We start from the raw sequence: 26,595 nt of genomic DNA on the forward strand, positions 1-26,595 counted from the left end.
ACGGCTACCCTGTCACCAGCGCAACGCTCGCGGAGGAGCCGATGCGGGTCGCCCCGGCGGCGATCAGCGCCTCGGCCTGGACGCGGGTCTTGATCCCGCCGCTCGCCTTGACACCGATGTGGCAGCCGACGGCCCCACGCATTGCGGCGACAGCCTCGACCGTCGCGCCGCCCGGACCGAAGCCGGTCGAGGTCTTCACGTACTGCGCCCCCGCCGCCTCGGCCCGCTTCGCGCCGAGGACGATCTCCTCGGGCGTCAACGCCGCCGTCTCGAGGATCACCTTCACGAGGCGGCCATGGCCGGGGGCCGCGCCGGCGATCGAGGCGATCTCGTGGATCTCGTGCTCGATGAAGTCCCAATGGCCTTCCTTCGCCGCGCCGATGTTGATGACCATGTCGAGCTCGTCGGCCCCGGCCTCGATCGCCGCGCGGGCCTCGGCGAACTTCGCGAGGCTGAGCGTCGCGCCGAGGGGGAACCCGACGACCGTGCAGACCTTCACCGCCGACCCGGCGAGGAGCTTCCGGCAGTCGGCGATCCAGTAGGGATTCACGCAGACCGAGAAGAAGCCGTATTCCCGGGCCTCGTCGCAGAGGTGGGTGATCTGGTGGCGCGTCGCCGTCGAGGCGAGGAGCGTGTGGTCGATCAGTTCGTTCAGGTTTTCGGTTTTCATGATGTTGTTTTTAAAAGAGAACTTCGACCCGCCCGCGGCCGACTACTTCCGCTCTTCTTCCTGGTAATCTCGGGTGCAGGCGAACCAGATGACGTAAAACCACGAAAGAAAGCCGTGGAGGATCGCCCAGAGGATAGAGCGGTTCCGGTCCCACGAGGCGACGACGGCGATGACCGCGCCGAGGGTGACGCCGATCGTCTGGGTGAGGTGGGGTTCCATAGGCCTTGGATTATTCGAGCTATAACCCCATCTCGCCCTGACGGTGGAAGTCGTCGGTAAACTTCGGCCGCTTCTCGGCGTTGTCAAGGTAGGCGAAGAATTCCTCGGGTTTCTCGAAGAGGTGGCCCTTCTCGATGTAACTATCGGTGGTGAAGGGGGAGAACCCCTTCGGGAAGATCATGTACCGGGCCTTCATGTAGTCCCGCGCGTGACCCAGCTCGTCCATCATCCCGGCGGAGAGCGGGGGCCGCTCGGGATAGGGATGGATCGCGACGACGGCGTCGACCTTGCCGACATACCAGTGGAGGTCCCGGTGGACGGTGTAGGAGTAGATCAGCTCCCGGTCGATCTGCGCCGTCTGGCTGGTGCTGATCTCGACGGTCTGGGGATCGATGACGACGGCGTAGTCCCGCAGGCGGCGGATGACGTCGTTCACCACCTGCCGCTTGTCCGGCGTGGCGTAGGTCATCGAGTAGCTCGCGTAGACGACCCACGGCTTCGGATGGACCACGAGTTTATAAAGGCAATCGGGGGGCTCCCCGACGGCGATGACGTAGTGGGGGATCCCCATGTTCCGCGCCCAGTCCTCGGAGAGGGAGACCTCCTCGTTCATCCAGGAGAGGATCTCGTAGAGGGTGTGGTGGCGGGCCTTGAGGGCGGTGAGGAACGAATTGGGATTGTGGAATAGGTCGCCCGTCTCCTCGCGCTCCATCTCGCGCTTGATCACCCACTCGGCCTCGATGAGGGTGACGATGCAGTCGGGCCGGATGAATTCCTTGATGACGCGCTGGTCCTTGAACTTCCGGTTGATCCGGTTCCACTCGACCGTGGCGGGGGCGCGGATGATGACGTCCTTCAGCTTGTTCTTCTCGATCTCGAAGCCGATCTTCTCGTACTCCCGCTCGCGGGTCAGCTCGAAGACGTAATCGGTGGTGCCGAGGAGCCGCTCCATCGGCTTGCGCCCCGCCTTGGTGAATTCCCGGACGGCGTCGAAGACATGGATCTCCCGGCCGTTCTGCCGGCCGAGTTGGACGACTTTTTCGAGATAGGCCGCATCGGCCATCCCGGCAATCATTCCGGTGACAAGGACTCTCATGAGAAGGATCGGGAGCGTAGCGGTCCCCTCGGATGAAGTAAAGGACGCCCCACGGAGATGCCCTTGCCCCCCCTTCCCCTTTCAGTTATAAAACCCCCCCTCTTTATGGACCGCTATTATTGCCCCGACCTGGAAGCCGGACACCTCGACGAAGCCGAGTCCCACCACTGCGGTCGCGTGATGCGCCACGTGGCCGGCGATTTCGTCACCGCCTTCGACGGGCGGGGCGAGGAATGGAAGGTGAAGCTGACCGAGGAAAAGGGGAAGCTCTGGCACTTCAAGAAGCTGACCTCCTCGAAGAGCCCCGCCCCCGCCGCGAAGATCGTCCTCGCCCAGGCGGTGCCGAAGAACCGGGCGATGGACCTCATCCTCCAGAAGGCGACCGAGCTCGGCGTCGCCGAGATCGCCCCGCTCCAGTCGGACCGCGTCGTCTCCCGCGCCGGGGACGCCGAGGCGGCGCAGGAGAAGGTCTCCAAATGGCAGGACGCGGTGACCGAGGCGGCGAAGCAGAGCGGCCAGAACTGGCTCCCCGCCATCGCCCCGCTGCGGAAGCCCCGCGATTTCTTCGCCGAGGTGCAGAAGGCCCCGCTGAAGCTGATCGCCTCGCTCCAGCCCGAGGCCCGTCCGCTGAAGGAAACGCTCCGCGAGGCCCTCGCCGCCTCCTCCGGCAAGGCTCCCCACACCGTCGTGATCATGATCGGGCCGGAAGGCGATTTCACCCCCGCCGAGATCGGCGAGGCCCGGGCGAACGGTTTCCTCCCGGTCTCCCTCGGCAATCTGGTCCTCCGCTCCGAGACCGCCGCGCTCTACAGCCTCGGCATCCTGAAGTACGAGCTGGAGTAGGGCGCTCCCGCCGCGTATTTAGCGCACGCCTTCCGCCGCGATCATCCGCAGGTATTCCCCGTAGGACGACTTGCCGTACGCCTTCGCGTTCTTCGCGATCGTCTCCCGGTCGATCCAGCCCCGGAAGAGGCCGATCTCCTCGAGACAGGCGACCTTCAGGCCCTGCCGGTTCTGCACGGCCCGGATGTAGTCGGCCGCCTCGATGAGGTTCTCGTGGGTCCCCGTGTCGAGCCAGGCGGTGCCGCGGCTCAGGACTTCGACGTGGAGCGTCCCCTCGGCGAGGTAGCGGCGGTTGAGGTCGGTGATCTCGATTTCCCCGCGCGGCGAGGGGGTGATCTCCCGCGCGTAGGCGGGGGCGTTTCCGTCGTAGAAATAGAGGCCCGGGATGGCGAGGTTGGAGCGGGGCTTCTCCGGCTTTTCCTCCAGGGAGAGCGCCTTCGTCCCGGTGCCGTCGATCTCGACGACGCCGTAGGAACGGGGGTCGACGACGTGGTAGCCGAAGATCGTCGCCCCGGCCGTCCGGGCCGAGACGTTGACGAGCATGTCGGTGAGGTAGGCGCCGTAGAAGAGGTTGTCCCCGAGGATGAGGCAGGAGGGATTCGTCCCGACGAAGTCGGCCCCGATCCGGTAGGCGTCGGCCAGGCCCCGGGGCTCGTCCTGGGTGGCGTAGCTCAGCGCGATGCCGTAGGAGGAGCCATCCCCGAGGAGCCGCTCGAAGAGGGGCCGGTCGTGCGGCGTGGTGATGACGAGGATCTCCCGGATCCCGGCCAGCATGAGGACCGAGAGGGGATAGTAGATCATCGGCTTGTCGTAGACCGGCATCAGCTGCTTCGAGAACGGCAGCGTGAGGGGGAAGAGCCGGGAGCCGGAACCCCCGGCGAGGATGATGCCCCGGCGGGCGGGGGCGGCGGCGAGGGGGGCGCTCATATAGTAATGGAAGGAGGGGAGATTTACTAAACCGAAACGCCGCCGAGCCGTTCCCGCGCGTAGCGGGTCTCGGTGATGGCGTCGGCCCAGGGGCGGTTCTCGAGGTACCAGGCGATCGTCTTTTCGAGGCCGGTCTCGAAGGTCTCCTGCGGCGTCCACCCGAGGGCGGCCTTGATCTTCGCGCAGTCGATGGCGTAGCGGCGGTCGTGGCCGGGGCGGTCCTTCACGAAGGTGATCTGGTCGGCGTAGGGCTTCCCGTCGGCCCGGGGACGGAGGGTGTCGAGCGTGGCGGCGAGGCGGCGGACGAGGTCGAGGTTCTTCACCTCGTTCAGGCCGCCGACGTTGTAGACCTCGCCGGGCGCGCCGGTCGAGAGGATGAGGTCGATGGCGCGGCAATGGTCGGCGACGTGGAGCCAGTCCCGGACGTTCGTCCCGTCGCCGTAGACCGGGAGGGGCTTCCCGTCGAGGGCGTTGAGGATCATGAGGGGGATCAGCTTCTCGGGGAACTGGTAGGGGCCGTAGTTGTTCGTGCAGTGGGAGACGAGGGTCGGCAGGCCGAAGGTGTGGAAGGCGGCGCGGACGAAGTGGTCCGAGGCGGCCTTCGAGGCGGCGTAGGGGCTGTTCGGCGCGTAGGGCGTCGTCTCGCGGAAGGGCGGATCCTCGGGCTCGAGGGAGCCGAAGACCTCGTCGGTCGAGACATGGAAGAAGCGGAAGGCCGCCTTCGCCTCGGGGGCAAGGCCGTTCCAGTAGGCCCGGGCCGATTCGAGGAGGCGGAAGGTGCCGACGGCGTTGGTGAGGACGAAGGCCTCGGGGCCGTCGATGGAGCGGTCGACGTGGGACTCCGCGGCGAAGTGGACGACGGCGTCGATCCGATGGCAGGCGAGGAGATCGGCGACGAGGGCGCGGTCCCCGATGTCCCCCTGGACGAACTGGAGCCGGGGATCGCCCTCCAGGTCGGCGAGGTTCGCCCGGTTCCCGGCATAGGTGAGGAGGTCAAGGTTGACCAGGAGGTCGGTGTCGGCACCGGAACCGGTTGCGGCGAGCCGTTCCCGGACGAAGTTGGAACCGATGAAGCCGCATCCGCCGGTGACCAGCAGGCGGCGAGGCGCATTCTTCAAAGACATGGGGCGTTCCTTACAGGAATTGGAGCACGCCGTAAAGAGGGAGTCGGAAAAGAACGCCCCCTTTCCCGTTAAGGGGCGAGCCGCTCGACCTTCCACGGCTTCCCGAGGGAATCGCGGCGGTAGCGGAGGCGGTCGTGGAGCCGGTTCGTCCTCCCCTGCCAGAACTCGATGCTGACCGGGGCGAGGCGGTAGCCGCCCCAGTGGTCGGGGACGGGGACTTCCCCGGTGGCGAAGCGGGCCTTCACCTCGGCCAGCTTGTTGTTGATCGCCTCCCGGCTCGGGATCACCTCGCTCTGGTTCGAGACCCACGCCCCGATCCGGCTGCCGAGGGGGCGGCTCTCGAAGTAGGCGGTGGTCTCCGGGCGGCTGATCTTCTCCGCGCGGCCCTCGATGGTGATCTGCCGCTCCAGGTCGAGCCAGCTGAAGGTGAGCCCCGCCCGGGGGTTGGCCGTCAGGTGGCGGGCCTTCTCGCTCTGGTAATTCGTGAAGAAGACGAAGCCCTGCTCGTTGAATTCCTTCAGGAGCATGATCCGGCCCCGGGGCTGCCCCTCGGGGGAGACGGTCGAGACGATCATGGCGTTCGGCTCCTGGATCTTCGCGTCGATGGCGTCCTGGAACCAGCGGGCGAACTGGCGGAACGGATTCGCGTCGAGGTCGTCCTCGGCGAGGCCCCGGAGGACATAATCGCGGCGGAGGGAACTGACGGCGATGTCGTTGAGCGTGGCGGGGCTGGAGTCGTTCGGCATCGGATTCACCATGGAACCAATTTAACCCCGGAATGGAGACCGCGCGAGGGGGAAAATCAGGCAGCGACCGCTTCCGGGTTTCCCGTACAACCCATATTCCCCTTCTCCTCCGCAATGTTACCTAGTCGCCGGTTTGTCACGCTCCTGTTATTGCGTCCTCGCGGGAATCCCTTCACACTCCCCGGCCATGGCCCGAGACATCCTCACGACCCACGAAAAAGCGCTTCAGGTTAACCTCGATCCCAGGAAATACGGCACCTTCGCCGAGATCGGCGCGGGTCAGGAAGTGGCGCGGTGGTTCTTCCGCGTCGGCGCGGCGGCGGGAACCATCGCGAAGAGCATGTCGGCCTACGACATGACCTTCAGCGACGCCATCTACGGCCCCTGCCAGCGTTACGTCAGCCAGGAGCGGCTGGAGCAGATGCTCCACCACGAGTTCGACCTCCTCGTCGAGCGCCTGAACGAGAAGCGCGGCGCCGAGACGACCTTCTTCACCTTCTCCGACACCGTCCGCGCCCGGGGCTTCAAGGGCGGCGACGAGTGCCACGGCTGGCTCGGCATCCGCTACCAGCTCTCCCCGCGCAGCGCGCCGAACGAGCTGATCCTCCACGTCCGGATGCTCGACAAGGAGAACCTCCAGCAGCAGGAGGCCCTCGGCATCCTCGGCGTGAACATGGTCTACGGCGCGTTCCAGTATTCGCGCGGGCCCTACGCCCTCGTCGAGTCGCTCCTCGACGGCCTCTCCTCGGAGCGGATCGAGATCGACATGCTGAAGGTGAAGGGACCCGACTTCGCCGGCCTCGACAACCGCCTCCTTTCCCTCCACCTCGTGAAGCTCGGCCTCTCCCAGGCCGCCATCTTCGGCCCGGACGGCCACGCCCTCCAGCCCTCGGAGATCCTCTACAAGAAGGCGATCATCCTGGAGCGCGGCAACTTCCGCCCGATCACGAAGGTCAACCTCGACATGCTCGAGAAGGCGCACAACCAGTTCAGCTCCGACCCGGTGAACAAGGACAAGAAGGTCATCGAGATCGTCGAGATTACGATGAACAACCTCCTCAACCAGGGCCAGGTCGACCCCAACGACTTCCTCGAGCGGGTCGACATCCTCGCCGGGCTCGGCAAGACGGTGATGATCTCGAACTACGCCGAGTTCTACAAGCTGAGCGCCTTCCTCAACCGCTACACGAAGGAGATGATCGGCATCGTCCTCGGCATCCCGCTGCTGCGGGAGCTCTTCAACGAGGAGTATTACGCCGAGCTCTCCGGCGGCACGCTGGAGGCCTTCGGGCGGCTCTTCCGCAACCTCCTCCGCCTCTACGTCTATCCCGGCGTCGGGCGGAGCGGGGAGATCGTCGGCATCGAGAACATCGTCCTCCCCGAGACCGTCCGCGACCTCTACCGTCACCTCCTGAACAACGGCTACATGGAGGAAGTCCGCACCGACCGCATCCCCGACATGCTCTTCTCCTCCCACGAGGTCGCCCGGAAGATCCGCGAGGGCGACGTCACGTGGGAGGACCACGTCACCCCGCAGGTCGCCGCGATGATCAAGGAGAACGCCTACTTCGGCTGGCGGCTCCCCGGCGCGGCCCCCCAGTTCAGCGAGGGAATCCTCGGCGCCAACGGGATTCCGATGGTGCCGGAGGGGACGAAGAATTGCCCGTAGCGCAGAAGCGGGCTTCCACATTCCCCAGCACTAAGACGCGTGGTTCCTCCCAAGCGGACAGGGGAACTAGCGGACATGCTCTAGTGGACGACCTAATGCGGTGTCGCTCCGAACAGTTCAGGCCCATCTGACGGGGACTGCCGTCGCGGTAGCGACACTCGTTCCTCAGGGGAAACTAACTGGCATGGCCGGGAGGCAAGCCCCTCTTGCGTCGTCTAACCCGTGCGGATCGCCTCCAGCTGTACAGGGTCTGTACCCGATCCCGAAGGAGCACTCACCACCCCCTTCGCGACCCCTTTCCAAAGGTCAGTTCTAGCTCGCCCTCTTCCCCGCCAACGCCGATCCGGCAAAGCTGACGATGAAGTTCGCCGCCAAGGCGACGATACCGATATAGGCCCCGTAGGTGCCGCCGCCGATGTGGAAGGAATAGATCGGCTTCAGCCCGACGGAGTAGGCCAGCGAGATGCCGACGACGATGCCGACGAGCCAGCCGACGAAGAGCGCCGCGCCGTTCATCCGGAACTTCCCCTTGGAATAGAGCGCGAAGAGGACGGCGGGGAGGATCTGGAGCATGCAGACGCCGCCGAGGAGCTGGAAGTCGATCGCATACTGGGTCGGCATGAGCAGGATCACGAGGAGGGCCCCGGCCTTCACGACGGTCGAGGCGAGCTTCGCGATCCGCCCCTCCTCCTGCGAGTCCATGCCGGGATGGATGAAGGGCTTCCAGATGTTCCGGGTGAAGAGATTGGCGGTGCCGATCGACATGATCGCCGCGGGGACGAGGGCGCCGATGGCGATGGCGGCGAAGGCGAAGCCGACGAACCAGGCCGGGAACATCTGCTTGAAGAGGAGCGGGACGATGTCGTTCTTCGTCTCGGGCGTCACCGTGATCCCCGCCGAGATCGCCATGTACCCCATGAGGGCGATGAGGCCGAGGACGACCGAGTAGGCGGGGAGGAGCATCATGTTCTTGCGGATCGTCCGGGCGCTCGTCGCGCTCAGGACGCCCGTCATCGTGTGGGGATACATGAAGAGGGCGAGGGCCGAGCCGAGGGCGACGGTGGCGTAGGGAAGGAACTGGGCGGGATGGAGGAGGAGGCCGGTCTTCGCGCTGGCCGCACCCGCCTTGAAGTGGGCGTCGGCGGCGTCGAAAATCGCGCCGTACCCGCCGAGCTTCGCCGGGATGATCGCCACCGCCGCGAAGACGACGACATAGATCATGATGTCCTTCACGAAGGCGATCATCGCCGGGGCGCGGAGGCCGCTGCTGTAGGTGTAGAGGGCGAGGACGACGAAGGCGATGAAGAGCGGGATATGGCCGGTCCCGAGGCCGAGGGCGGCGAAGACCGACTGCATGCCGACGAGCTGGAGGGCAATGTAGGGCATCGTCGCCACGATCCCGGTGAGGGCGACGGCGCATTCGAGCGGGCGCGATTTGTAATGGCCGAGGATCAGGTCGGCCGCCGTCATGTGGCCGCCCTCGTGGCAGACGGTCCAGAGCCGGGCCATGACGAGGAAGGCGAAGGGATAGATGAGGATCGTGTAGGGCACCGCGAAGAACCCGTACGCGCCGACCGAATAGACGAGCGCCGGGACGGCGATGACGGTGTAGGCGGTGTAGAGGTCGCCGCCGAGGAGGAACCAGGTGATCCAGACGCCGAATCGCTTCCCGCCGAGGCCCCATTCATGGAACTGGGTGAGATCGGCTTTCTGCCAGCGGGAGGCGACGAAGCCGAGGACGGTGACGAGGAGGAAGAAGGCGACGAAGACCGAGAGGGAGACGGGATTCATGGGAGGAGAAAAAGAGGAAAGGGAGTGGCGACCTTACTTCGCGTTCCGGTCGTAGAGATAGATCGCCAGGGAGGTGATCGGGATCCAGACCAGCTGGGACCAATAGAAGAAGGGGAAACCGAGGAGCCGGGGCGCGTCGAGGTTGTAGGAGGAAACCCAGAGGATCGCCAGGCAGGGAATCAGGAGGAGGAGATGGAGCGGTTTCATGTTTTACACTTCTGGCATTGAGCTAAGCTCTCTTCGCGGGCAAAAGCAACTGTGGATGCGCGACACGGGTGACTGAATCCCGGACGGAACGGGCCTTGTCTTGGGGGCCGATTCGCCCTACCCTGAATAGCCCCTTCTTTCCTCCTTCCCATGTCCTCCTCCTTCGTCCATCTCCACGTCCATTCGGAGTTCTCGCTCCTCGACGGGGCGTGCCGGATCGACGACCTCGCGGCGAAGGCGAAGGAGTTCGGGATGCCCGCCCTGGCGCTGACCGACCACGGCAATCTCTTCGGCGCGATCGGCTTCTACCAGGCCTGCCTGAAGGCGGGGGTGAAGCCGATCATCGGCTGCGAAGTCTACATGGCCCCGGGCGACCGGCGGGAGCGGAAGGCGAACAGCGCCCGCGACGCCTCGACCCACTTCATGCTCCTCGCGAAGAACGAGGTCGGCTACCACAACCTCATCCGCCTCGTCTCCTCGGCCCACCTCGAGGGCCAGTATTACAAGCCCCGGATCGACAAGGAGATCCTCCGCGAGCACGCCGAGGGCCTCATCGGGACGAGCGCCTGCCTGAAGAACGAGATCGCCCAGCACCTCCTCCAGGACCAGGTCGAGCACGCGGAGAAGGCGATCCTCGAATACCAGTCGATGTTCGCCCCCGGCGACTTCTACCTCGAGATCCACCGCCACGGCATCCCCGGCCAGGAACAGGTGCTGAGGCACCTCGTCGCGCTCGGGAAGAAGCTCGGCGTGAAGCTCGTCGCCGCCAACGACGTCCACTACCTCACGAAGGACGACTCGGCCGCCCACGACGCCCTCCTCTGCATCGGCACCGGCGCCCTCCTCACCGACGAGAAGCGGATGCGCTACACGGTGAACGAGTTCTACTTCAAGTCCCCCGACGAGATGGCGGCGCTCTTCCACGACCTCCCCGAGGCCCTCGAATCGACGCTGGAGATCGCCGGGAAGTGCAACCTGAAGATCGAGCTGGGGAAGAACAAGTTCCCCGCCTACCCCCTCCCCGAGGGCCAGGCGACCGCCGAGGGCTATCTCCGCGAGCTCTGCATCGAGGGGGTGAAGAAGCGCTACACCGACCCGAAGACCGACACCCCGGAGCGGATGAAGGAGATCTGGGAGCGGCTCGACTTCGAGCTGAACGTCCTAGCGAAGACCGGCTTCACCGCCTACTTCCTCATCGTCTGGGACTTCATCGACTACGCGAAGCGGGCGGGCATCCCCGTCGGTCCCGGGCGCGGCAGCGCCGCCGGCTCCCTCATCGCCTACGCCCTCGGCATCACCGACCTCTGCCCCCTCCGCTACGCCCTCTTCTTCGAGCGGTTCCTCAACCCCGAACGGGTCTCGCCGCCCGACATCGACGTCGACTTCTGCTACAACCGCCGCCCCGAGGTCATCGAATACGTCCGGCAGAAGTACGGGGAACGCTCCGTCGCCCAGATCATCACCTACGGCACCCTCGGCGCGAAGATGGCGCTCCGCGACGTCTCCCGCGTCATGGGCCTCTCCTACGGGGACGCCGACAAGCTCGCGAAGATGATCCCGAACGAGCTCAACATCGAGCTCTCCGACGCTCTCGAGAAAAGCCCCGACCTGAAGAACGCCTACGCGAACGACGAGACGGCGAAGCAGGTCCTCGACACCGCGATGGCGCTGGAGGGCCTCACCCGGCAGGTCGGCGTCCACGCGGCGGGCGTCGTCATCGCCGACGGCGACCTCACCGACAACGTCCCCCTGACGCGGGACGACAGCGGCGGCGTCGTCACCCAGTGGTCGATGGAACACCTCTCCGAGGTCGGCATGCTGAAGATGGACTTCCTCGGCCTGAAGACCCTCACCGTCATCGACGACTGCCTGAAGATGGTCGAGAAGAACCTCGGGAAGAAGATCGTCCCCGCCGACATCCCCCTGGACGACGCCCGCACCTACGACCTCATCTCCGCCGCCCAGAACGTCGGCGTCTTCCAGCTCGAATCGAAGGGGATGGGCGGCGCCTGCGCCTCGGTGAAGCCGAAGTGCATCGAGGACATCATCGCGCTCGTCGCCCTCTACCGGCCCGGCCCGATGGAGAACATCCCCCTCTTCGGCGACCGCAAGCAGGGCCGCGTCCCGCTCGAGTACCCGCACAAGCTCCTCGAGGCGAGCCTCAGGGAAACCTACGGCATCATCGTCTACCAGGAGCAGGTGATGCAGGCGGCGAACATCCTCGCCGGCTACTCCCTCGGCCAGGCGGACCTCCTCCGCCGCGCGATGGGAAAAAAGAAGTTCGAGGAGATGGAGAAGCAGCGCGCCCTCTTCGTGAAGGGCTGCGCCGAGACCAACCAGATCCCCGCCGAGGAGGCGAACACCCTCTTCGACACGCTCGAGAAATTCGCCGGATACGGCTTCAACAAGGCCCACGCCGCCTGCTACGGCGTCCTCGCCTACCACACCGCGTGGTTGAAGGCGAACTACCCGGAGGAGTTCCTCGCCGCCCTCATGTCGAACGAGCTCGGCAAGAACGAGAAGATCGCCGAATTCGTCGACGAGGCCCGCAAGATGGGGATCCCCGTCCTCCCGCCCGACATCAACGCCAGCTTCGGCCCCTTCACCGTCGAGAAGATCGAGGGAAAGAAGAAGCGGGCGATCCGCTACGGCCTCGCGGGCGTGAAGAACGTCGGCTCCGGCGCGATCGAGCAGATCGTCGCCGCGCGGGAAAAGAGCGGCCCCTTCACCGACCTCAAGACCTTCTGCCTCTGCGTCGATCCCCACCTCCTCAACAAGCGCCTCATGGAGAGCCTCGTCCGCGTCGGCGCGTTCGACAGCTTCGGCAAGAACCGCGCCACCACCGAGGCCTCCCTCGACGGAGCCCTCGGCGCCGCCTCGAGCACCGCGAAGGAAAAGGCGAGCGGCCAGACCTCCCTCCTCGACATGCTCGACGAGGCCCCCGCCCTCGACGCCGCCTCGGCGGGGCGCGGCGTCCAGGACCAGCCCGAATATCCCTCCGAAGACCTCCTCGGCTACGAGAAGGAACTCCTCGGCTTCTACTTCTCCGGCCATCCCCTCGACAAGCACCTCCCCCGCCTCCGCCCCTTCCAGACCACCACCGTCGACAAGCTCGCCGGAATCGAGGAGGGGACCCCCGTCCGCGTCGCCGGGATGATCACGAAGTTCGAGGTCAAGATCAGCAAGAAGACCGGGAACAACCTCCCCATCGTCACCTTCGAGGACCAGACCGGGAAGATCGAGTTCATGCTCATGGGCGGCCTCTACGAGAAGATGGAGAAGCCCCCGGCGGCGAAAGACCTCGTCGTCTTCACCGCCAACGTCACCTTCCGCGGCGAGGACCCGAGCCTCCGTGTCCAGGACTACTACTCCCTCGACGAGGCCGAGAGCAAGCTGCTGAAGGGCCTCACCATCGACATCGACCTCGACGGCTGGGACCTCGTGAAATGGGACAGCCTCCACCAGCTCATCCTCGACCACCCCGGCCCCGCCCGCCTCTACTTCCGCTGCACCCGCGGCCAGAACGGCAGCCGCCGGACGACCGTCCTGGAGCCGAGCGACCTCTTCACCGTCGCCCCCCGCCTCCAGTTCATGGACTCGCTGAAAAGCCTCCTCGGCGGCCCGAACTACGAGATCGTGCCGAGCCGCGACCTCCCCCGCGCGCGAAAGCCCTTCGTGCGGAAGCCGGAGGGCGGGTAGGGGCTCCTACGCCCCCGCCTCCTCCACCAGCCGCTCGATCGCGGCGACGTGCGGCACGGCCTGGACGGCATGGAGGAGCCCTCCGGCCACCGCCGCCTCAAATCCGTTCCGCGCCAAGGTCGCCAGATCGCGGCGGCTGAACCCGGCGTCGAGCGCGAGGGCGGCGTACTCATCCTCCAGCCGGTTGCCGAAGAAGAACGGATCGTCGGTATTGATCGTGCAGCGGACGCCCGACCGATGGAGGACGCCGATCTGGTGTTCCTGGATCGAGGGGGCAACCTTCAGTTTCAAATTACTGATCGGGCAGACGTCGAGCGTCACGCCGTGGTCGCGGAGGAGAGCCATGACCTCGGGGTCTTCGGCGGCGCGGACGCCGTGCTCGATCCGCGTGACTCCCAGGACCTCGACCGCCTCGCGGACGAAGGAGGCGGGGCCGAATTCCCCGGCGTGGGCCTTCGTGAACTTCCCGTTCTCCCGCGCCTGCCGCCAGATCCCGGAGGTCCACTCCTGGAGGGGGATCGTCTCGACCCCGTGGAGGTCGAGGCCGTCGAGCTCCGCCCAGTTCACCGCCTCGGCGATTTCCTTGGGAAACCGGCCGTAATCGTCCCGGCAGAGCCCGAGGAAGACCCGGACCTCGAGCCCGGGGGCCGCCTTCCGGGCCGCCTCCTTCACGGCGGCGATGATTTCGGGGCCGCTCCCCGAGGCGTGGACGACGGCGGCGAGGTGGATGCTCGTCTCCACGTACTTCACATTCTGCTTCTGGCATTCGGCCAGAACGAGTTCCGCCGCCTTCCCGTAATGCTCCGCCGAGGTGTACCAGGGGGCGGCATATTCGAGGATGAGGTCGAGGAACTGCTCGAAGCTCTCGTAACGGAAGTCGGGATGCCAGAAAGGAGGGGGCACGGCGAATTTGGCCGGGTCGAGTTCCCGGAGCAGCTCCCACGGCACCGACCCTTCCAGATGGAGGTGGGTTTCGGTCTTCGGCAGACGGGCGATGAAGGCAGCCAGAGCCGGATCAGCCTCGGCATAAGTGGGATGGAACGCGCGGGCACTCATAATTCCCTCGCTTTTTACCCGGGAAAACGCCTAGTTTCGAGCAGGAACTGTACCCCCGCCCCAGGGCCGGTGAAAGATTTCCTAAAAAAAGCTAAACTTTGAACCCCTTTCTGCCGAAGTAACCCCTATGGATGCAATCAGGCCAACTGTGACGGGCGCGGCGGGGGAGACCCCGGCGATAGCCTACGTCGGTCCGAGTTCATCCGGGAACCCTGTCGCGGAGGCATCAACCACCCCCGTTGACCAGGTTCAAATCTCCGACCAAGGCTCCAAGACGGCCGAATACATCAAGCAAGCCAGGAATCAATCCCCGGTGAACATTGATCAAGAGACCATCAAGAAGCTCAAAGCGGCGATTGCTAAGGGAAACTATCCTGCGCCCGCCCTGATTCAGGGGTTGATCAACCTGACTGGGAGCGGCTTCTCCTCGGAGCAAGACGCGTAACGTAGAATTGTTTCTCGATCGTCCCGGAATGGATTTCGGGGCAATGTGGCGCTAAATGCCGAACGGGATTCCATCCCGCCCGCTTTTAGGCCCGCAGCCCTGCATGCGGTGTCCTAGGCCCCTCCGGCCGCCAAGATGGCGACTGGAGGGGCCGTTCTCTTTCCGGCCCTGGAGCGCGCCCGCCCGCTCCCGTGGAACAGCAATAAGGACTTGCACCCTTCCCCGTCCGCAGTACACACTGCGTCCCTTATTTCCACGGATCACATGAAAAAAGCGTTCATCACCGGCATCACAGGTCAAGACGGCTCCTATCTCGCCGAACTCCTGCTGTCCAAGGGCTACGAAGTCCACGGCCTCATCCGCCGCGCCAGCAGCTTCAACACCTCCCGCCTCGACGCCATCTACTCCGATCCGCACGAGAGCCACGCCCGCCTCTTCCTCCACTACGGCGACCTCGCCGACGCCAGCTGCCTCGCTCGCCTCTTGGCCAAGATCGGCCCCGACGAGATCTACAACCTCGCCGCCCAGAGCCACGTCCGCGTCAGCTTCGACACCCCCGAATACACGGCCGACATCACCGGCACCGGCACCATCCGCCTCCTCGAGGCGATGCGCGACAGCGGCCTGAACAAGCAGAGCCGCTTCTACCAGGCCTCCTCCAGCGAGATGTACGGCCTCGTCCAGGAAGTCCCGCAGAAGGAGACCACCCCCTTCTACCCCCGCAGCCCCTATGGCGCGGCGAAGATGTACTCCTACTGGATCACGATCAACTACCGAGAATCGTACGGCCTCCACGCCAGCAACGGCATCCTCTTCAACCACGAGTCGCCGCGCCGCGGCGAGACCTTCGTCACCCGCAAGATCACCCGCGCCGCCGCCGCCATCAAGCTCGGCCTCCAGGAGAAGCTCTACCTCGGCAACCTCGACGCGAAGCGCGACTGGGGCTACGCCAAGGACTACGTCGAGGCCATGTGGCTCATGCTCCAGCAGGAGCAGGGGGACGACTACGTCGTCGCCACGAACGAGACCCACACCGTCCGCGAATTCCTCGAAGTCACCTTCGCCCACCTCGGCCTCGACTGGCAGAAGCACGTCGAGATCGATCCCCGCTACTTCCGCCCCGCCGAGGTCGACCTCCTCATCGGCGACGCCACCAAGGCGAAGCAGAAGCTCGGCTGGGAGCCGAAGGTCAAGTTCGAGGAGCTCGCCAAGCTCATGGCCGACGCCGACCTCCATTCCCTCCAGAACCGCCTGGCCGGGAAGATCGACTCGGTCGAACGGTAAAAAAACCTCATGAGCGCAGCGTCCACGGCACCGACTGCCCTCATCACCGGCATCACCGGGCAGGACGGCTCCTACCTCGCCGACCTCCTGCTCGGGAAGGGCTACGTCGTCCACGGGGTCGTCCGGCGGACCAGCTCCCTCGACCGCTCCCGCCTCGGCCATCTCTACGCCGATCCGGCCATCTACGGCCAGCGCCTCTTCCTCCACTACGCCGACCTCGACGACCCGACCCCCCTGCGCCGCCTCCTGGCGAAGATCGCCCCCGACGAGATCTACCACCTCGCCGGGCAGAGCCACGTCGGCCTCAGCTTCGAGATCGCCGAGAGCACCTGCGACCTCACCGCGATGGGGACCCTCCGGCTCCTCGAGATGATCCGCGACCTCCCCAAGCCGCCCCGCCTCTTCCATGCGTCGAGCAGCGAGCTCTTCGGCCAGCCCGCCGTCGCCCCCCAGACCGAGGCGACCCCCTGGGTCCCCGTCTCCCCCTACGGCGCGGCGAAGGCCTTCGCCACCCGGATGGTCACCATCTACCGGCAGACCTACGGCCTCCACGCCTGCAACGGCATCCTCTTCAACCACGAGTCGCCGCGCCGGGGGGAAAACTTCGTCACCCGGAAGATCTGCCGCGCCGCCGCCTCGATCAAGCTCGGCCTCCAGAAGAAGCTCTCCCTCGGGAACCTCGACGCCCTCCGCGACTGGGGCTACGCCCCCGACTACGTCCGCGGCATGTGGCTCACCCTCCAGCAAGCCGAGGCCGACGACTACGTCTTCGCGACCGGGGAACTCCACTCCGTCCGCGACCTCGCCGCCCAGGCCTTCGCCGCCGTCGACCTCGATTGGGAGCCCTACGTCGAGGTCAATCCCGCCTTCTTCCGCCCTGCCGAAGCCGCCAACCTCGTCGGCGACCCTTCCCGCGCCCGGCAACGCCTCGGCTGGACCCCCTCCCGGACCTTCGGCGAGATCATCGCCGAGATGACGCAGAGCGAGTACGCCGCGCTGGCCAAATCGGCTTAATCGCTCCCCTGGGCCTCCTTCCGGAACCCGATCGACCCCTCTCTTACAGAGAGGCTTGACCCGGAGCCATTCACCCGCGTAATTTGTTCATTCATATTGTGCTCGGAAGGATTTTACATTTTAAGGGTAAATAGATGATCGCGAGGAAACCTCCCTCCCTCGGCGGAGCATTATCCCCGTGTTCTCTCCTCGTCGCGCTGGCGCTGGGGCTCTTCTTTTCTCCCCCCTTGAGTCGCGCCGCCGAGCCGCTCGACACCATCGCGACGAGCCCGGCGGCCTCGACGACCGCAACGGCGGCCCCTCCCATCGTCGTTCCTGGCCCCGTTCCCTCGGCCAGCGCCGCCACGGCGGCCAATGCGGCCAACTCGGCTCCGATCCCCGAGCCGCCCCCCGTCATCGTCATCCCCGACGCGACCACCGCCGACCCCGGCGCGACGCCGAAGATCATCGCCGCGCCGGTCCTCACCCCCCTCATCTCGAGCCGCCCCACCTACACCCTGAAGGACTGCGTCGACATCGCCATCCGCCAGAATTCGACCCTCCTCCAGGCGAAGAAAAAAATCGAGGCCGCCGTCGGCAGCATCATCCAGGCCCGCGCCGCCTTCTTCCCCCAGCTGGGCTACAGCGGCACCTACCAGTATCAGGAAAACCACTGGGCGACGATCGGCATCAACAACGGAAGCGTCGCCGCCACCTCCTGGAGCAACGGCTTCACGATCACCGAGAGCCTCTTCTCCGCCGGGGCCAACACGAACCGCCTCGGCATCGCCCGGCTGAGCCACTCGAACCAGCTCCTCGCCTACCAGGCCGCCATCGACGACACCCTCCTCTCGATCCGCCTCGCCTACTACCAACTCCTCCTCGACCAATCGAGCGTCGAGGTCCACCGGCAGGCGATCGGCCTCCTCGACAAGCAGCTGAAGAACGAGCAGAACCGCTTCGACGCGGGCCTCAACAGCAAGAGCAACGTCCTCCGCGCCCAGGTCACCCGCGCCAACGAGCTCCCCGCCCTCCTCAACGCGGAGAACGCCGTCCGGTCGGACTACATCGCCCTCAGCCAGCTCCTGAACATCCCCTTCCGGCCCGATGTCGACGAGGCCCCCTTCGGCGTCACCGGCTCCCTCGGCTTCGAGCCCCGGACCTACAGCCTGAAGGACACTGTCGCGAAGGCCCTCGCCACCCGGCCCGAGCTCAAGGCCGCCGAGAACGAGATCGAGATCAGCCAGAAGCAGCTCATCGTCGACCGCGCGAACATCCTTCCCCACCTCAACGCCTTCGGCCAATACAGCCTCGCCAGCACGGGCGACGTCGACCATCCGAACAACTACCACGACGGCTACACCGTCGGCATCGCCGCCAACTGGAACATCTTCGACGGCCTCGCGACCTTCGGCAAAATGAAGTCGACCCGGGCCCTCATGGAGGCCGCCATCGCTTCCCGCGACCAGACCCGCCTCCAGATCGAGTCGGAGGTCCGCGGCGCCCTCAACGGCCTCGAGACGGCGGCGAACACCGTCGAATCGCAGGCCCGCAACGTCCTCGTCGCCCGCGAGAACTACATCCTCGCCAACGCCCAATACGACGCCGGCCTGAGCACCCAGCTCGACATCCTTCAGGCCCGCCTCGACCTCACCACCGCCCAGACCACCGTCTTCAAGGCCCGCTACGACTACCTCGCCGCCACCGCCAAGCTCCAGCGTTCCCTCTCCAGCCAGTTCGAGATCGTCAGCGACACCCTTCCCCCCACCGCGCCGGCCACCCAGGAAATCCCCACGCTCTCCGCCCCTGCCAAAACCGCCGCACCCAGCCCGACCCCGTCCCCCCCCCCCCTCCGCACCGCCCCTCCCGCGGCGAAGCCCACCGAAGGCCAGCCGCCGCTGCCCCAACCATGAAGACCTTCCGGGAACGCCGCCGCGCCGCGCCGGAGCTCGCCTTTCTCCTGGCCTCCTTTTTCCTTTCCTTCCCCCTCCCCGCAGTGGAGATCGCGACCACGCCGCCGCCGCTCGTCCCCGCGACCCCTTCGGCTTCGGCCCCCGCCACGGCGGTCCCGGCGGGGACGGCCGGCCTCACTCTCGAGGACTGCTACCGGGAAGCCCTCCGCAACAACGCGCTGATCCGGAGCGCCCGCGCCGGATTTGAAAACGCGACCGGACAGAAAATCGTCCTCCAATCCCGCGCCCTTCCCACCCTCACCGCGCGCCTCTACGGGGGCATCCGGGGCGACATCGGGGACAAGCCCTCCATTTTCGCCATCCTCCAATCGAACTTCTACCAGGAACTTTTCGACGCCAGCACCCCCGCCGCCTTCCGCAAGGGGCGGATCACCGTCGCCGTCGCCCAGCAGAACTTCTATATCACGACGACCAAGGAGCTGAACGCCCTCCGCCTCGCCTTCTACCAGGCCCTCGCCGCCCGGGAAAACGTCGCCGTCCAGCAATCGATCCGCACCCGCCTCCAGGCCAACCTCACCCTCCAGCAGCAGGCCGCCGCCGTCGGCCGTGTAGGCAAGCAGGAGGTCGACACCGCCTCCCTCCGCCTCGCCGAGATCGAGCCGACCCTCTCGATTGCCAAGGGCGATTATCGCCAAGCCCGCATCGAACTCGCCACCCACATGGGCCGCGACCTCGATGCCGACTCGACCGAGGCCGCCCTCCCCGGCCGCTCCGACCTCGACTCGGGCCTTCCCCTGCCGAAGGGAACGCTCGAATCGGTCACCTTCCGGATCGATTACCAGGCCGAGACCGACTACGCCCTCGCCCACCGCCCCGACCTCGCCGCCCTGAAGCTCCTCATGGCCTCCTCCCAAAGCGACATCGAGATGACCCAGGGCACCCGGCTCCCCCTCGTCAGCCTCGGTGCCGGCCTCTCCTTCATTCCGCGGGGGCTCCTCAAGAAGCACACCGACGGCCTCCCCCTCACCACCCTCGGCGAGGGCATCGGGGCCAGCTGGCTGATCCTCGACGGGGGGGCCGTCCGCGGCGCGGTCGTCGACTACCAGGCCACCCGCGAAGGCTACGGCATCCTCCTGCGGCAGCTCCAAAGCGATATTCCGCGCGACCTCCGCCAGATCGCCGACTCCCTGCGAACCGCCTCCGCGATGGTCGACAGCAGCACCCTCGCCGTCGCCCTCGCCGAGGAGAACTACCGGGTCGTCGAGGCCCAGATCGCCAACGGCACCGCCGTCTCCCTCGACCTCCTCAATGCCCAGACCAATCTCCTCAACGCCCAGTACAACCGCATCAACGCTTTGCTTGAAAACAACACGGCGGTAGCCCAGTTTGACACCGTGACCGGACGCTATCTCGAATTCATCCCCCAGGAGGGCGTCCCCGATCCGACCCAAAGCAAGGAAAAAACCGCCCCGTCCGCCATCGCCAAGCCCCGCCCTTCCGGAACCTCCGCCACGCCGTAACTTTCCCCACCCCGCCGCGTCATTCCCCTACCCCTCCCCACGTCGTGAACTTCCTCCGCTCCCTCACCGCCCGGATCCCCTACTTCCGGACCCTTTCCATCGCGCTGCTGGCCGTCGTCGCCTTCTTCGCCTACTCCTACTTCTCCCGCCCCGCGGCCGAGGTCTACCGCGTCCACCGCGGCACCGCCATTGCGGCCGTCTACGGCACCGTCCGGATCGAGTGGACCTCCTCCGTCGGCGTCCGCGCCCAGAACAGCGGCTACATCCAGCTGAAGGACATCTCCCCCGGCCAGTCGTCGATCGGCCTCCACGTCCGCAAGGACCAGGTCCTCGCCACCATCGTCGACGAGGCGACCGCGCGGGAGATCAGCCAGACCAAGATCGACCTCGACGCCGCCCTCGCGAAGCAGAAGGTCGGCCCCGCCGACGCCATCGCCCTCGAGGCCTCCCGCACCAGCCTCGCCCGCACCGAGAAGCTGAACGAGCTGACCCAGCTCGCCCCCGCCCAGATGGAGGGCGCCCGCAACGACGTGAAGCGCCTGGAGGACCTCGTCAAGGGCGAGCAGATCCTCCTCGACCAGGCCGTCGAGACCAACCGCCAGAACCTGAAGAACTTCCAGGACAAGATGGCCCGCTCCCTCATCAAGTCCCCGATCGACGGCGTCCTCACCGCCATCGCCAATTCGGACAACGAGCTCGTCACCGAGGGCAACGTCGTCTTCACCATCGCCCAGCCGACCACCTACGTCAGCGGCCAGGTGAACGAGGAGGACGTCGGCCGGATCACCGACAAGCTCAAGGCCAAGCTCCGCCTCTACTCCTTCCCCGACATCGAGCTCCTCGCCAGCGTCACCTCGGTCCTCCCCTACCCCGATCCCGCCACCCAGCGCTACACCGTCATCCTCTCCCTCGACAATCCCCCGCCGAACCTCATGGCCGGCATGACCGGGGAGATGAACGTCATCATCGGCAAGCGGGAGAACTCCCTCCTCATCCCCACATCGGCGATCCGCAACGGCCGGGTCTTCGTCGTCGGTTCCGGCGGCACCGTCTCCCCGCGCAACGTGAAGTTCGGCTTCCGCAGCATGGAGACCACCGAGATCCTCGAGGGCATCCAGGAAGGAGAGAGGGTCATCGTCGCCGACCAAGACCTATTCCACCCCGGCGACCACGTCCGCGCCCTCGAGATCAACCCCGACGCCACCGGCCATTGATCCCGCCCCGCATCTGATGCCTCTCCCGACCGCCCCGCCCCCTCGCCCTTCCGCGTGAAGCCCTCCCTCTACATCGCCCTCCGCTTCACCGCCGCCCGGAAACGGTCCCTCGTCTTCAGCCTCTCCGGCGTCATCCTCGGCGTCGCCTTCTTCATCTGCACCCAGGCCCAGACGCAGGGATTCGAGAAATTCTTCATCGAGACCGTCCTCGGCACCTCCGGCGCCGTCACCGTCGGGGACCGCTTCCAGCCCCGCTACGACCCCCTCCTGAAGAAGGAGGACGGCGCCGCCGTCAGCGGCCAGCAATCCCGCAAATACTATTCCGGCGTCGACAACCCGGGCCTCGTCATCCGCTGCCTGGAATCGTACTCCTCTGTCCTCGCCGTCGCCCCCTACGTCGAGGGGAACGTCACCCTCCGGACGAACTTCAAGGAAGACGTCGTCAAGCTCCAGGGCATCGACCTCGCCGCCCAGATGCAGGCCACCACCCTCAAGGGCCAGATCATCGAGGGCGACATCGACCGCTTCAAATACCGCCCCTACGGCCTCCTCGTCGGCACCCTCCTCGCCAACAAGCTCCAGGTCCACGCGGGGGAGATCGTCTACGTCGCCGGGACCACCGGGAATCCCCGCGCCTTCACCATCGAGGGGATCTTCCAGTCGGGCATCAACGCCGTCGACCAGACCCGCGTCTACGCCCACCTCGCCACCGCGCAGAGCATCCTGAACAAGCCCTACCAGATCACCTCCATCGTCGTCCGCCTCCGCGATCCCCAACGCGCCCCCCAGATCGCCGCCCAGTTCGAGCAGCAGTTCCTCCACGTCTCCCGCAGCTGGCAGGACCGGGAGCAGGGGAACCTCGCCATCTTCCACGCCCTCCGCCTCTCCTCCGCCATCGTCGTCTCCCTCATCATCCTCCTCGCCGGCTTCGGCATCTTCAACATCCTCACCATGACGGTCCTCAACAAGGTCCGCGAGATCGCCATCCTCCGCTCCATGGGCTACCGGCGCGGCGACATCCAGGCCATCTTCCTCTTCCAGGGCCTCATCATCGCCTCGATCGGCTCCGCCGTCGGCTGCCTCATCGGGGCCGCCCTCACCTACACCATCTCCCTCATCCCCCTCCACATGCGCGGCATCATGAACACCGACCACTTCGTCGTCGCCTGGTCGTCCTCCCACTACGTCTGGGCCGTTCTCATCGCCTTCGCCTCGGTCCTCGTCGCCAGCTACTTCCCCGCCCGCCGCGCCGCCACCCTCCCGCCCGTGAACACCCTCCGCGGCTCCGGCCAATAAAACAGAGTCACGCCATGGACCTCCTCGCCGGCCACCCTCCCTGCCTCTCCGCCCGGACCCTGGAACGCTACCTCGGCGAGGAGGAATCGCGCATCCACGTCCTGCGCGGCGTCACCCTCACGCTCGATCCCGGCTCCGTCCACGCCATCGTCGGCCCCTCCGGCTGCGGGAAAAGCTCGCTCCTCTACATCCTCGGCCTCCTCGACAACCCCGACGCAGGCCACCTCGAGATCGGCGGCGTCCCCGTCCTCTCCATCGACGACAACGTCGCCTCGGCGAAGCGCAACGAGATGATCGGCTTCGTCTTCCAGTTCCACTTCCTCCTGGAGGACTTCACCGCCGCCGAGAACGTCATGATCCCGATGCGCCGCCTCGGGAAGCTCACCGAGGCCGAGATGGAGGAGCGCGCCGTCCTGCTGCTGGAGGAAGTCGGCCTCGGCGCCAAGGCGAAGCGCCCCAGCCGCCACCTCTCGGGCGGCGAACAGCAGCGCGTCGCCATCGCCCGCGCCCTCGCGAACGACCCCCTCGTCCTCCTTGCCGACGAGCCGACCGGCAACCTCGACTCCCTCAACTCCGACCGCGTCTTCAGCCTTCTCACCCGCGTCGTCCACAACCGAAACAAGGCCCTCCTCCTCGTCACCCACAACCCCGAGATCGCCGAGAAGTGCGACTGGGTCCACGAGATGAAGGACGGGCTGATCGTGAATACGACCCGGAACGAGCGGAAGGGATAGGGGGCGGGGCAGCTTCGGGACCTGCGCGGTCGACCCTATACAGGGCTTCAGCACCGAGAAGGCGATATTGCTCCTTGGATGCTCCTTCCCATGGCTCGGCCCTCAAGGAGGTTAGATCCAGCGGAGTAGAGTGGACTTATGAGAGGCGAGCCTTTTGGATCGCGCCCTATCTACACCAAGGCCTATCAGACGGGGCGGTGCAGGAGGGGCGAAGCCCCTCTTGCATCTTTAAACGCGCGGGTTACATCCACCTGTACAGAGCCATGTACCCGGTCCCGAAGGGCTGCCCTTCCTCTTTGATCCCCTACCCCTTCGCCTGCTGCTTCAGCAGATCGCGGATCTCGGTCAACAGCACGATATCGGGCGCGGGGGCCGGGGCCTCCGTCGGCGCGGGCGTGGAGGGCTCTTCCGCTTTCTGGTTCGCCAGCACCAGCATCTCGGCCTCGAAGGCGCGGCGCGCGATGTTGATGAACTTCACCAGGAGGAAAACGCACAGCGCGACGATCAGGAAGTTCAACGTCACGGTCAGGAAGTTCCCGTAGGCGAAGACGGGGATCGAATCGGCCTTGAGCTTCGCGATGGTGTCCCCCGGCTGCGCCTTGTCCGAGAGCGCCCAGAAATGCTTGCTGAAATCGGTGCTCCCCGGCGTCAATCTGCCGACAATCGGCATGACGAGGTCGGTGACGATCGAGTTCACGACGTTGCCGAAGGCCCCGCCGATGATGACGCCGACGGCGAGGTCGACCATGTTCCCTTTGACCGCGAATTCCCGGAAATCCTTGAAGAAGCTCATGCCGCGAAACTAAACCGCCCCGCGACAGGGTGCAACCCTGCGGCGGGGCGGTGGAGGAGAACGGCTCTCCTTAGAACGTATGGGCGATCTCGTCGGCGCGTCCCTTCGCCACGGCGACGGCGGCATCCTTCGCCTCGCCCCCGGCGAGGGTCGGCTCGACGAGGATCTCGCGGAGGTCGGTGACGCCGACGAAGCCGAGGACCTGGCGGAAGTAGGTGGTCTGGGCGTCGTAGCCCTCGGCTCCGGTGCCGGGACCATAGGCGCCGCCCCGGGCGTAGACGGCGACGGCGGGCTTCCCCGTGACGAGGCCGGTGTAGCCGGTCTCGGGCGAGAAGCTGAAGGTGAGGCCGGGCTGGGCGATGAGGTCGATCCACTGCTTCAGCTTGTAGGGGATGCCGAAGTTCCACATCGGAAGGGAGAAGACGAATTTGTCGGCGGCCTTGAACTGCTCCGCGAGGGAGACGATGGCCGTCCATGCGGCGGCCTGTTCCGGGGTGAACGGCTGGCCGTGGAGGATCGCGTACTTCGCGTCGAGGGCCGCGCCGTCGAACTCGGGGAGGTTGGCCGTCCAGAGGTCGAGCGTCTCGACCGTGTCGCCGGGATGGGCGGCCAGGTAGGCGTCGAGGAAGTGGCGGGCAACGGTCGTCGAGGCGGAACGCTCGCCCCTGGGCGAGGCGGAGATGTGGAGGACTTTGGACATAAGAGTGGAGAGGTTGGGGGTCTGGGTTGGGTTCGATTGGTTTCTTCCCTAGTTGTAACCCCGATTGGAGAAAAGCGGAAAGACCGTCTTTCTTCGCTTAGCATGCTTTTTGGGCATACCCCATTTTCAGGGGTAATTTCTCCCGCACTTGCCTTGCCCCCCGGCGCGGGCTTCAATCTTCCCACCCCCCCTTCCACTCTCCCATGACCACCCCCCTCCTCCGCCGCACGAAGATCGTCGCCACCATCGGCCCGGCCAGCCGGTCTCCCGAAATCATCCGGCAGCTGATCCGCGCGGGGATGAACGTCGCGCGGCTCAATTTCTCCCACGGCTCCTACGACGACCACGCGCAGAGCATCGCCGCCCTCCGCGCGATCTCGAAGGAACTCGATACCCCCGTCACCCTCCTCCAGGACCTCCAGGGGCCGAAGGTCCGCGTCGGCGCGATGCCCGAAGGGAAGATCCTCCTCATCCCCGACGCCCTCGTCACCCTGATCCCCGAGGAGGACTACACCGGCCAGCCCGCCACCATCCCCCTCGACTACCCCCACGCCCATGAGGAGGCGAAGCCGGGAACCCAGATCCTCCTCGCCGACGGCCTCTACGAGATGGTCGTCGTCGAGGTCGACCAAGCGAAACGTTCCCTCCTCTGCCGCGTCGTCGAGGGCGGCACCCTCCAGAGCCGCAAGGGGGTCAACTTCCCCGCCCTGAAGCTCCGCCTTCCCTCCCTCACCGAGAAGGACAAGGAAGACCTCGTCTTCGGCCTCTCCCAGCACGTCGACTGGATCTCCCTCAGCTTCGTCCGCAGCGCCGAGGACCTCCGCCTGCTGAAGGCGATCCTGAAGGAACACGGGGCGACCCAGTCGATCATCGCCAAGATCGAGAAGCCCCAGGCCATCGAGAACCTCGAGGAGATCCTCGACGAGTCCGACGGCATCATGGTTGCCCGCGGTGACCTCGGCGTCGAAATCAGCCCGGAGAAGGTGCCGATGCTCCAGAAACGGATCATCGAGTCGTGCAACCGGCGCGGCCTCCCCGTCATCACCGCCACGCAGATGCTGGAGAGCATGATCAACGATCCCCGCCCGACCCGGGCCGAGACCAGCGACGTCGCCAACGCGATCATCGACGGCACCGACGCCGTCATGCTCTCCGGGGAGACCGCCGCCGGGGCCTTCCCCGTCCGCGCCGTCGAGATGATGCACCGCATCGCCGTCGAGGTGGAGGCCGGGATCGACTTCAAGAGCTACCCCACCCTCCGGCGCGGCGACGCCGACGCCCTCGCCGAGGGGGCCAACGTCATCGCCCGCTCGATCGAGCCCCACAGCATCGTCGTCCTCACCACCTCGGGCCACACCGCCCGCGCCGTCGCCGCCGAACGCTCCCGCACCCCCGTCATCGCCGTCACCGGGAACGAGCGGGTCTACCACGCGCTCAACCTCTTCTGGGGGATCAAGCCGCTGCTGGAGCTCCCCTCCCCCGGCGCCCCCTCCGACTCCTTCGACGACCTCGTCCGCGATGCCGAGAAGGCGTTGCGGCGGCGGAGCCTCGCCCCCTCCGGCTCCCGCATCCTGATCCTCGGCGGCGTCCCGTCGAACACCCCGCGCGGGGCCAACTTCGTCAAGATCCACACCCTTCCCTAACTCCCCCAGCCTC

At 66.2% G+C, this 26,595-nt stretch carries 23 protein-coding genes; 12 read left to right on the top strand and 11 right to left on the bottom strand.

Annotation, left to right across the window (positions count from 1 at the left end; all coding sequences use genetic code 11):
• Positions 1-4 precede the first annotated feature (4 nt).
• The 3 genes from deoC to BLU04_RS01885 are packed head-to-tail and all read right to left on the bottom strand — an operon-like array spanning position 5 to position 1,985.
• A complete protein-coding gene (gene deoC, locus BLU04_RS01880; RefSeq protein ID WP_093281502.1) occupies positions 5-670 on the bottom strand; it encodes a deoxyribose-phosphate aldolase in 666 nt (221 codons plus the stop codon).
• Between the two features lie 42 nt (positions 671-712).
• Positions 713-889: a hypothetical protein gene (locus tag BLU04_RS16765; RefSeq protein WP_173862560.1), complete on the bottom strand. Its 177-nt coding sequence runs from the start codon at positions 887-889 to the stop codon at positions 713-715.
• A 19-nt stretch (positions 890-908) separates the two neighbouring features.
• Entirely contained in the window at positions 909-1,985 is a 1,077-nt protein-coding gene (locus BLU04_RS01885) for a hypothetical protein (RefSeq protein WP_093281504.1), read from the bottom strand.
• 105 nt (positions 1,986-2,090) lie between these two features.
• Between BLU04_RS01885 and BLU04_RS01890 the strand changes: the two genes are divergently transcribed.
• Positions 2,091-2,828, top strand: coding sequence for an RsmE family RNA methyltransferase (locus BLU04_RS01890; RefSeq protein ID WP_157895030.1), 738 nt, complete (start codon positions 2,091-2,093; stop codon positions 2,826-2,828).
• 18 nt (positions 2,829-2,846) lie between these two features.
• On the opposite strand, the gene rfbA is transcribed toward BLU04_RS01890, so the two are convergent.
• The 3 genes from rfbA to pdxH all read right to left on the bottom strand — a co-directional run bounded on the left by rfbA (position 2,847) and on the right by pdxH (position 5,637).
• Complete coding sequence (gene rfbA / locus BLU04_RS01895; RefSeq protein WP_093281510.1) at positions 2,847-3,755, bottom strand: glucose-1-phosphate thymidylyltransferase RfbA; 909 nt, start codon at positions 3,753-3,755, stop codon at positions 2,847-2,849.
• Positions 3,756-3,781: 26 nt separating this feature from the next.
• Entirely contained in the window at positions 3,782-4,879 is a 1,098-nt protein-coding gene (gene rfbB, locus BLU04_RS01900) for a dTDP-glucose 4,6-dehydratase (RefSeq protein ID WP_093281512.1), read from the bottom strand.
• A gap of 68 nt (positions 4,880-4,947) precedes the next feature.
• Complete coding sequence (gene pdxH / locus BLU04_RS01905; RefSeq protein WP_231964889.1) at positions 4,948-5,637, bottom strand: pyridoxamine 5'-phosphate oxidase; 690 nt, start codon at positions 5,635-5,637, stop codon at positions 4,948-4,950.
• A gap of 175 nt (positions 5,638-5,812) precedes the next feature.
• Between pdxH and BLU04_RS01910 the strand changes: the two genes are divergently transcribed.
• Entirely contained in the window at positions 5,813-7,294 is a 1,482-nt protein-coding gene (locus BLU04_RS01910; protein WP_197673000.1) for a TonB-dependent receptor, read from the top strand.
• Between the two features lie 312 nt (positions 7,295-7,606).
• Here BLU04_RS01910 and BLU04_RS01915 read toward each other — a convergent pair whose 3' ends face one another.
• Together BLU04_RS01915 and BLU04_RS01920 are read right to left on the bottom strand one after the other, a co-directional pair.
• Complete coding sequence (locus BLU04_RS01915; RefSeq protein ID WP_093281514.1) at positions 7,607-9,085, bottom strand: sodium:solute symporter; 1,479 nt, start codon at positions 9,083-9,085, stop codon at positions 7,607-7,609.
• A 33-nt stretch (positions 9,086-9,118) separates the two neighbouring features.
• Positions 9,119-9,292: a DUF3311 domain-containing protein gene (locus BLU04_RS01920; protein WP_093281517.1), complete on the bottom strand. Its 174-nt coding sequence runs from the start codon at positions 9,290-9,292 to the stop codon at positions 9,119-9,121.
• 150 nt (positions 9,293-9,442) lie between these two features.
• Between BLU04_RS01920 and dnaE the strand changes: the two genes are divergently transcribed.
• Positions 9,443-12,991, top strand: a complete 3,549-nt coding sequence (gene dnaE, locus BLU04_RS01925; protein WP_093281519.1) for a DNA polymerase III subunit alpha — start codon at positions 9,443-9,445, stop codon at positions 12,989-12,991.
• Between the two features lie 6 nt (positions 12,992-12,997).
• Here the strand turns inward: dnaE and BLU04_RS01930 are convergent, their stop codons facing one another.
• Positions 12,998-14,047 (bottom strand): hypothetical protein, encoded by a 1,050-nt coding sequence (locus tag BLU04_RS01930; RefSeq protein WP_093281521.1) that lies wholly within the window; start codon positions 14,045-14,047, stop codon positions 12,998-13,000.
• Positions 14,048-14,174: 127 nt separating this feature from the next.
• Here BLU04_RS01930 and BLU04_RS01935 point away from each other — a divergent pair, with 127 nt between their 5' ends.
• From BLU04_RS01935 to BLU04_RS01970, 8 genes are all read left to right on the top strand, one after another.
• Positions 14,175-14,492 (top strand): flagellar biosynthesis anti-sigma factor FlgM, encoded by a 318-nt coding sequence (locus BLU04_RS01935; RefSeq protein ID WP_093281524.1) that lies wholly within the window; start codon positions 14,175-14,177, stop codon positions 14,490-14,492.
• A gap of 264 nt (positions 14,493-14,756) precedes the next feature.
• Positions 14,757-15,776: a GDP-mannose 4,6-dehydratase gene (gene gmd, locus BLU04_RS01940; protein ID WP_093281527.1), complete on the top strand. Its 1,020-nt coding sequence runs from the start codon at positions 14,757-14,759 to the stop codon at positions 15,774-15,776.
• Positions 15,777-15,785: 9 nt separating this feature from the next.
• Positions 15,786-16,790, top strand: coding sequence for a GDP-mannose 4,6-dehydratase (locus tag BLU04_RS01945; protein WP_093281529.1), 1,005 nt, complete (start codon positions 15,786-15,788; stop codon positions 16,788-16,790).
• Between the two features lie 227 nt (positions 16,791-17,017).
• The gene (locus BLU04_RS01950) at positions 17,018-18,682 is read left to right on the top strand and encodes a TolC family protein (protein ID WP_162274611.1); all 1,665 of its coding nucleotides are present in this window, start codon (positions 17,018-17,020) and stop codon (positions 18,680-18,682) included.
• Positions 18,679-20,202 carry a TolC family protein gene (locus BLU04_RS01955; RefSeq protein ID WP_093281534.1) on the top strand — a complete coding sequence of 508 codons (1,524 nt, stop codon included), beginning with the start codon at positions 18,679-18,681 and terminating at the stop codon, positions 20,200-20,202. Before BLU04_RS01950 ends, BLU04_RS01955 begins: the two co-directional genes overlap by 4 nt.
• Positions 20,203-20,246: 44 nt before the next feature.
• Positions 20,247-21,416, top strand: coding sequence for an efflux RND transporter periplasmic adaptor subunit (locus BLU04_RS01960; RefSeq protein ID WP_157895031.1), 1,170 nt, complete (start codon positions 20,247-20,249; stop codon positions 21,414-21,416).
• Between the two features lie 54 nt (positions 21,417-21,470).
• Positions 21,471-22,712, top strand: coding sequence for an ABC transporter permease (locus tag BLU04_RS01965; RefSeq protein ID WP_093281539.1), 1,242 nt, complete (start codon positions 21,471-21,473; stop codon positions 22,710-22,712).
• Between the two features lie 14 nt (positions 22,713-22,726).
• Complete coding sequence (locus tag BLU04_RS01970) at positions 22,727-23,446, top strand: ABC transporter ATP-binding protein (RefSeq protein ID WP_093281542.1); 720 nt, start codon at positions 22,727-22,729, stop codon at positions 23,444-23,446.
• Between the two features lie 304 nt (positions 23,447-23,750).
• On the opposite strand, the gene mscL is transcribed toward BLU04_RS01970, so the two are convergent.
• The gene (gene mscL / locus BLU04_RS01975; protein ID WP_093281545.1) at positions 23,751-24,239 is read right to left on the bottom strand and encodes a large conductance mechanosensitive channel protein MscL; all 489 of its coding nucleotides are present in this window, start codon (positions 24,237-24,239) and stop codon (positions 23,751-23,753) included.
• Between the two features lie 70 nt (positions 24,240-24,309).
• Positions 24,310-24,939: an NAD(P)H-dependent oxidoreductase gene (locus BLU04_RS01980; protein WP_093281547.1), complete on the bottom strand. Its 630-nt coding sequence runs from the start codon at positions 24,937-24,939 to the stop codon at positions 24,310-24,312.
• 203 nt (positions 24,940-25,142) lie between these two features.
• Here BLU04_RS01980 and pyk point away from each other — a divergent pair, with 203 nt between their 5' ends.
• On the top strand, positions 25,143-26,582 hold the full coding sequence (gene pyk / locus BLU04_RS01985) for a pyruvate kinase (protein ID WP_093281550.1): 1,440 nt from the start codon (positions 25,143-25,145) through the stop codon (positions 26,580-26,582).
• The last annotated feature ends 13 nt before the right edge of the window (positions 26,583-26,595 follow it).

Origin of the sequence: Verrucomicrobium sp. GAS474 (assembly GCF_900105685.1) — a bacterium.
Classification (GTDB): domain Bacteria; phylum Verrucomicrobiota; class Verrucomicrobiia; order Methylacidiphilales; family GAS474; genus GAS474.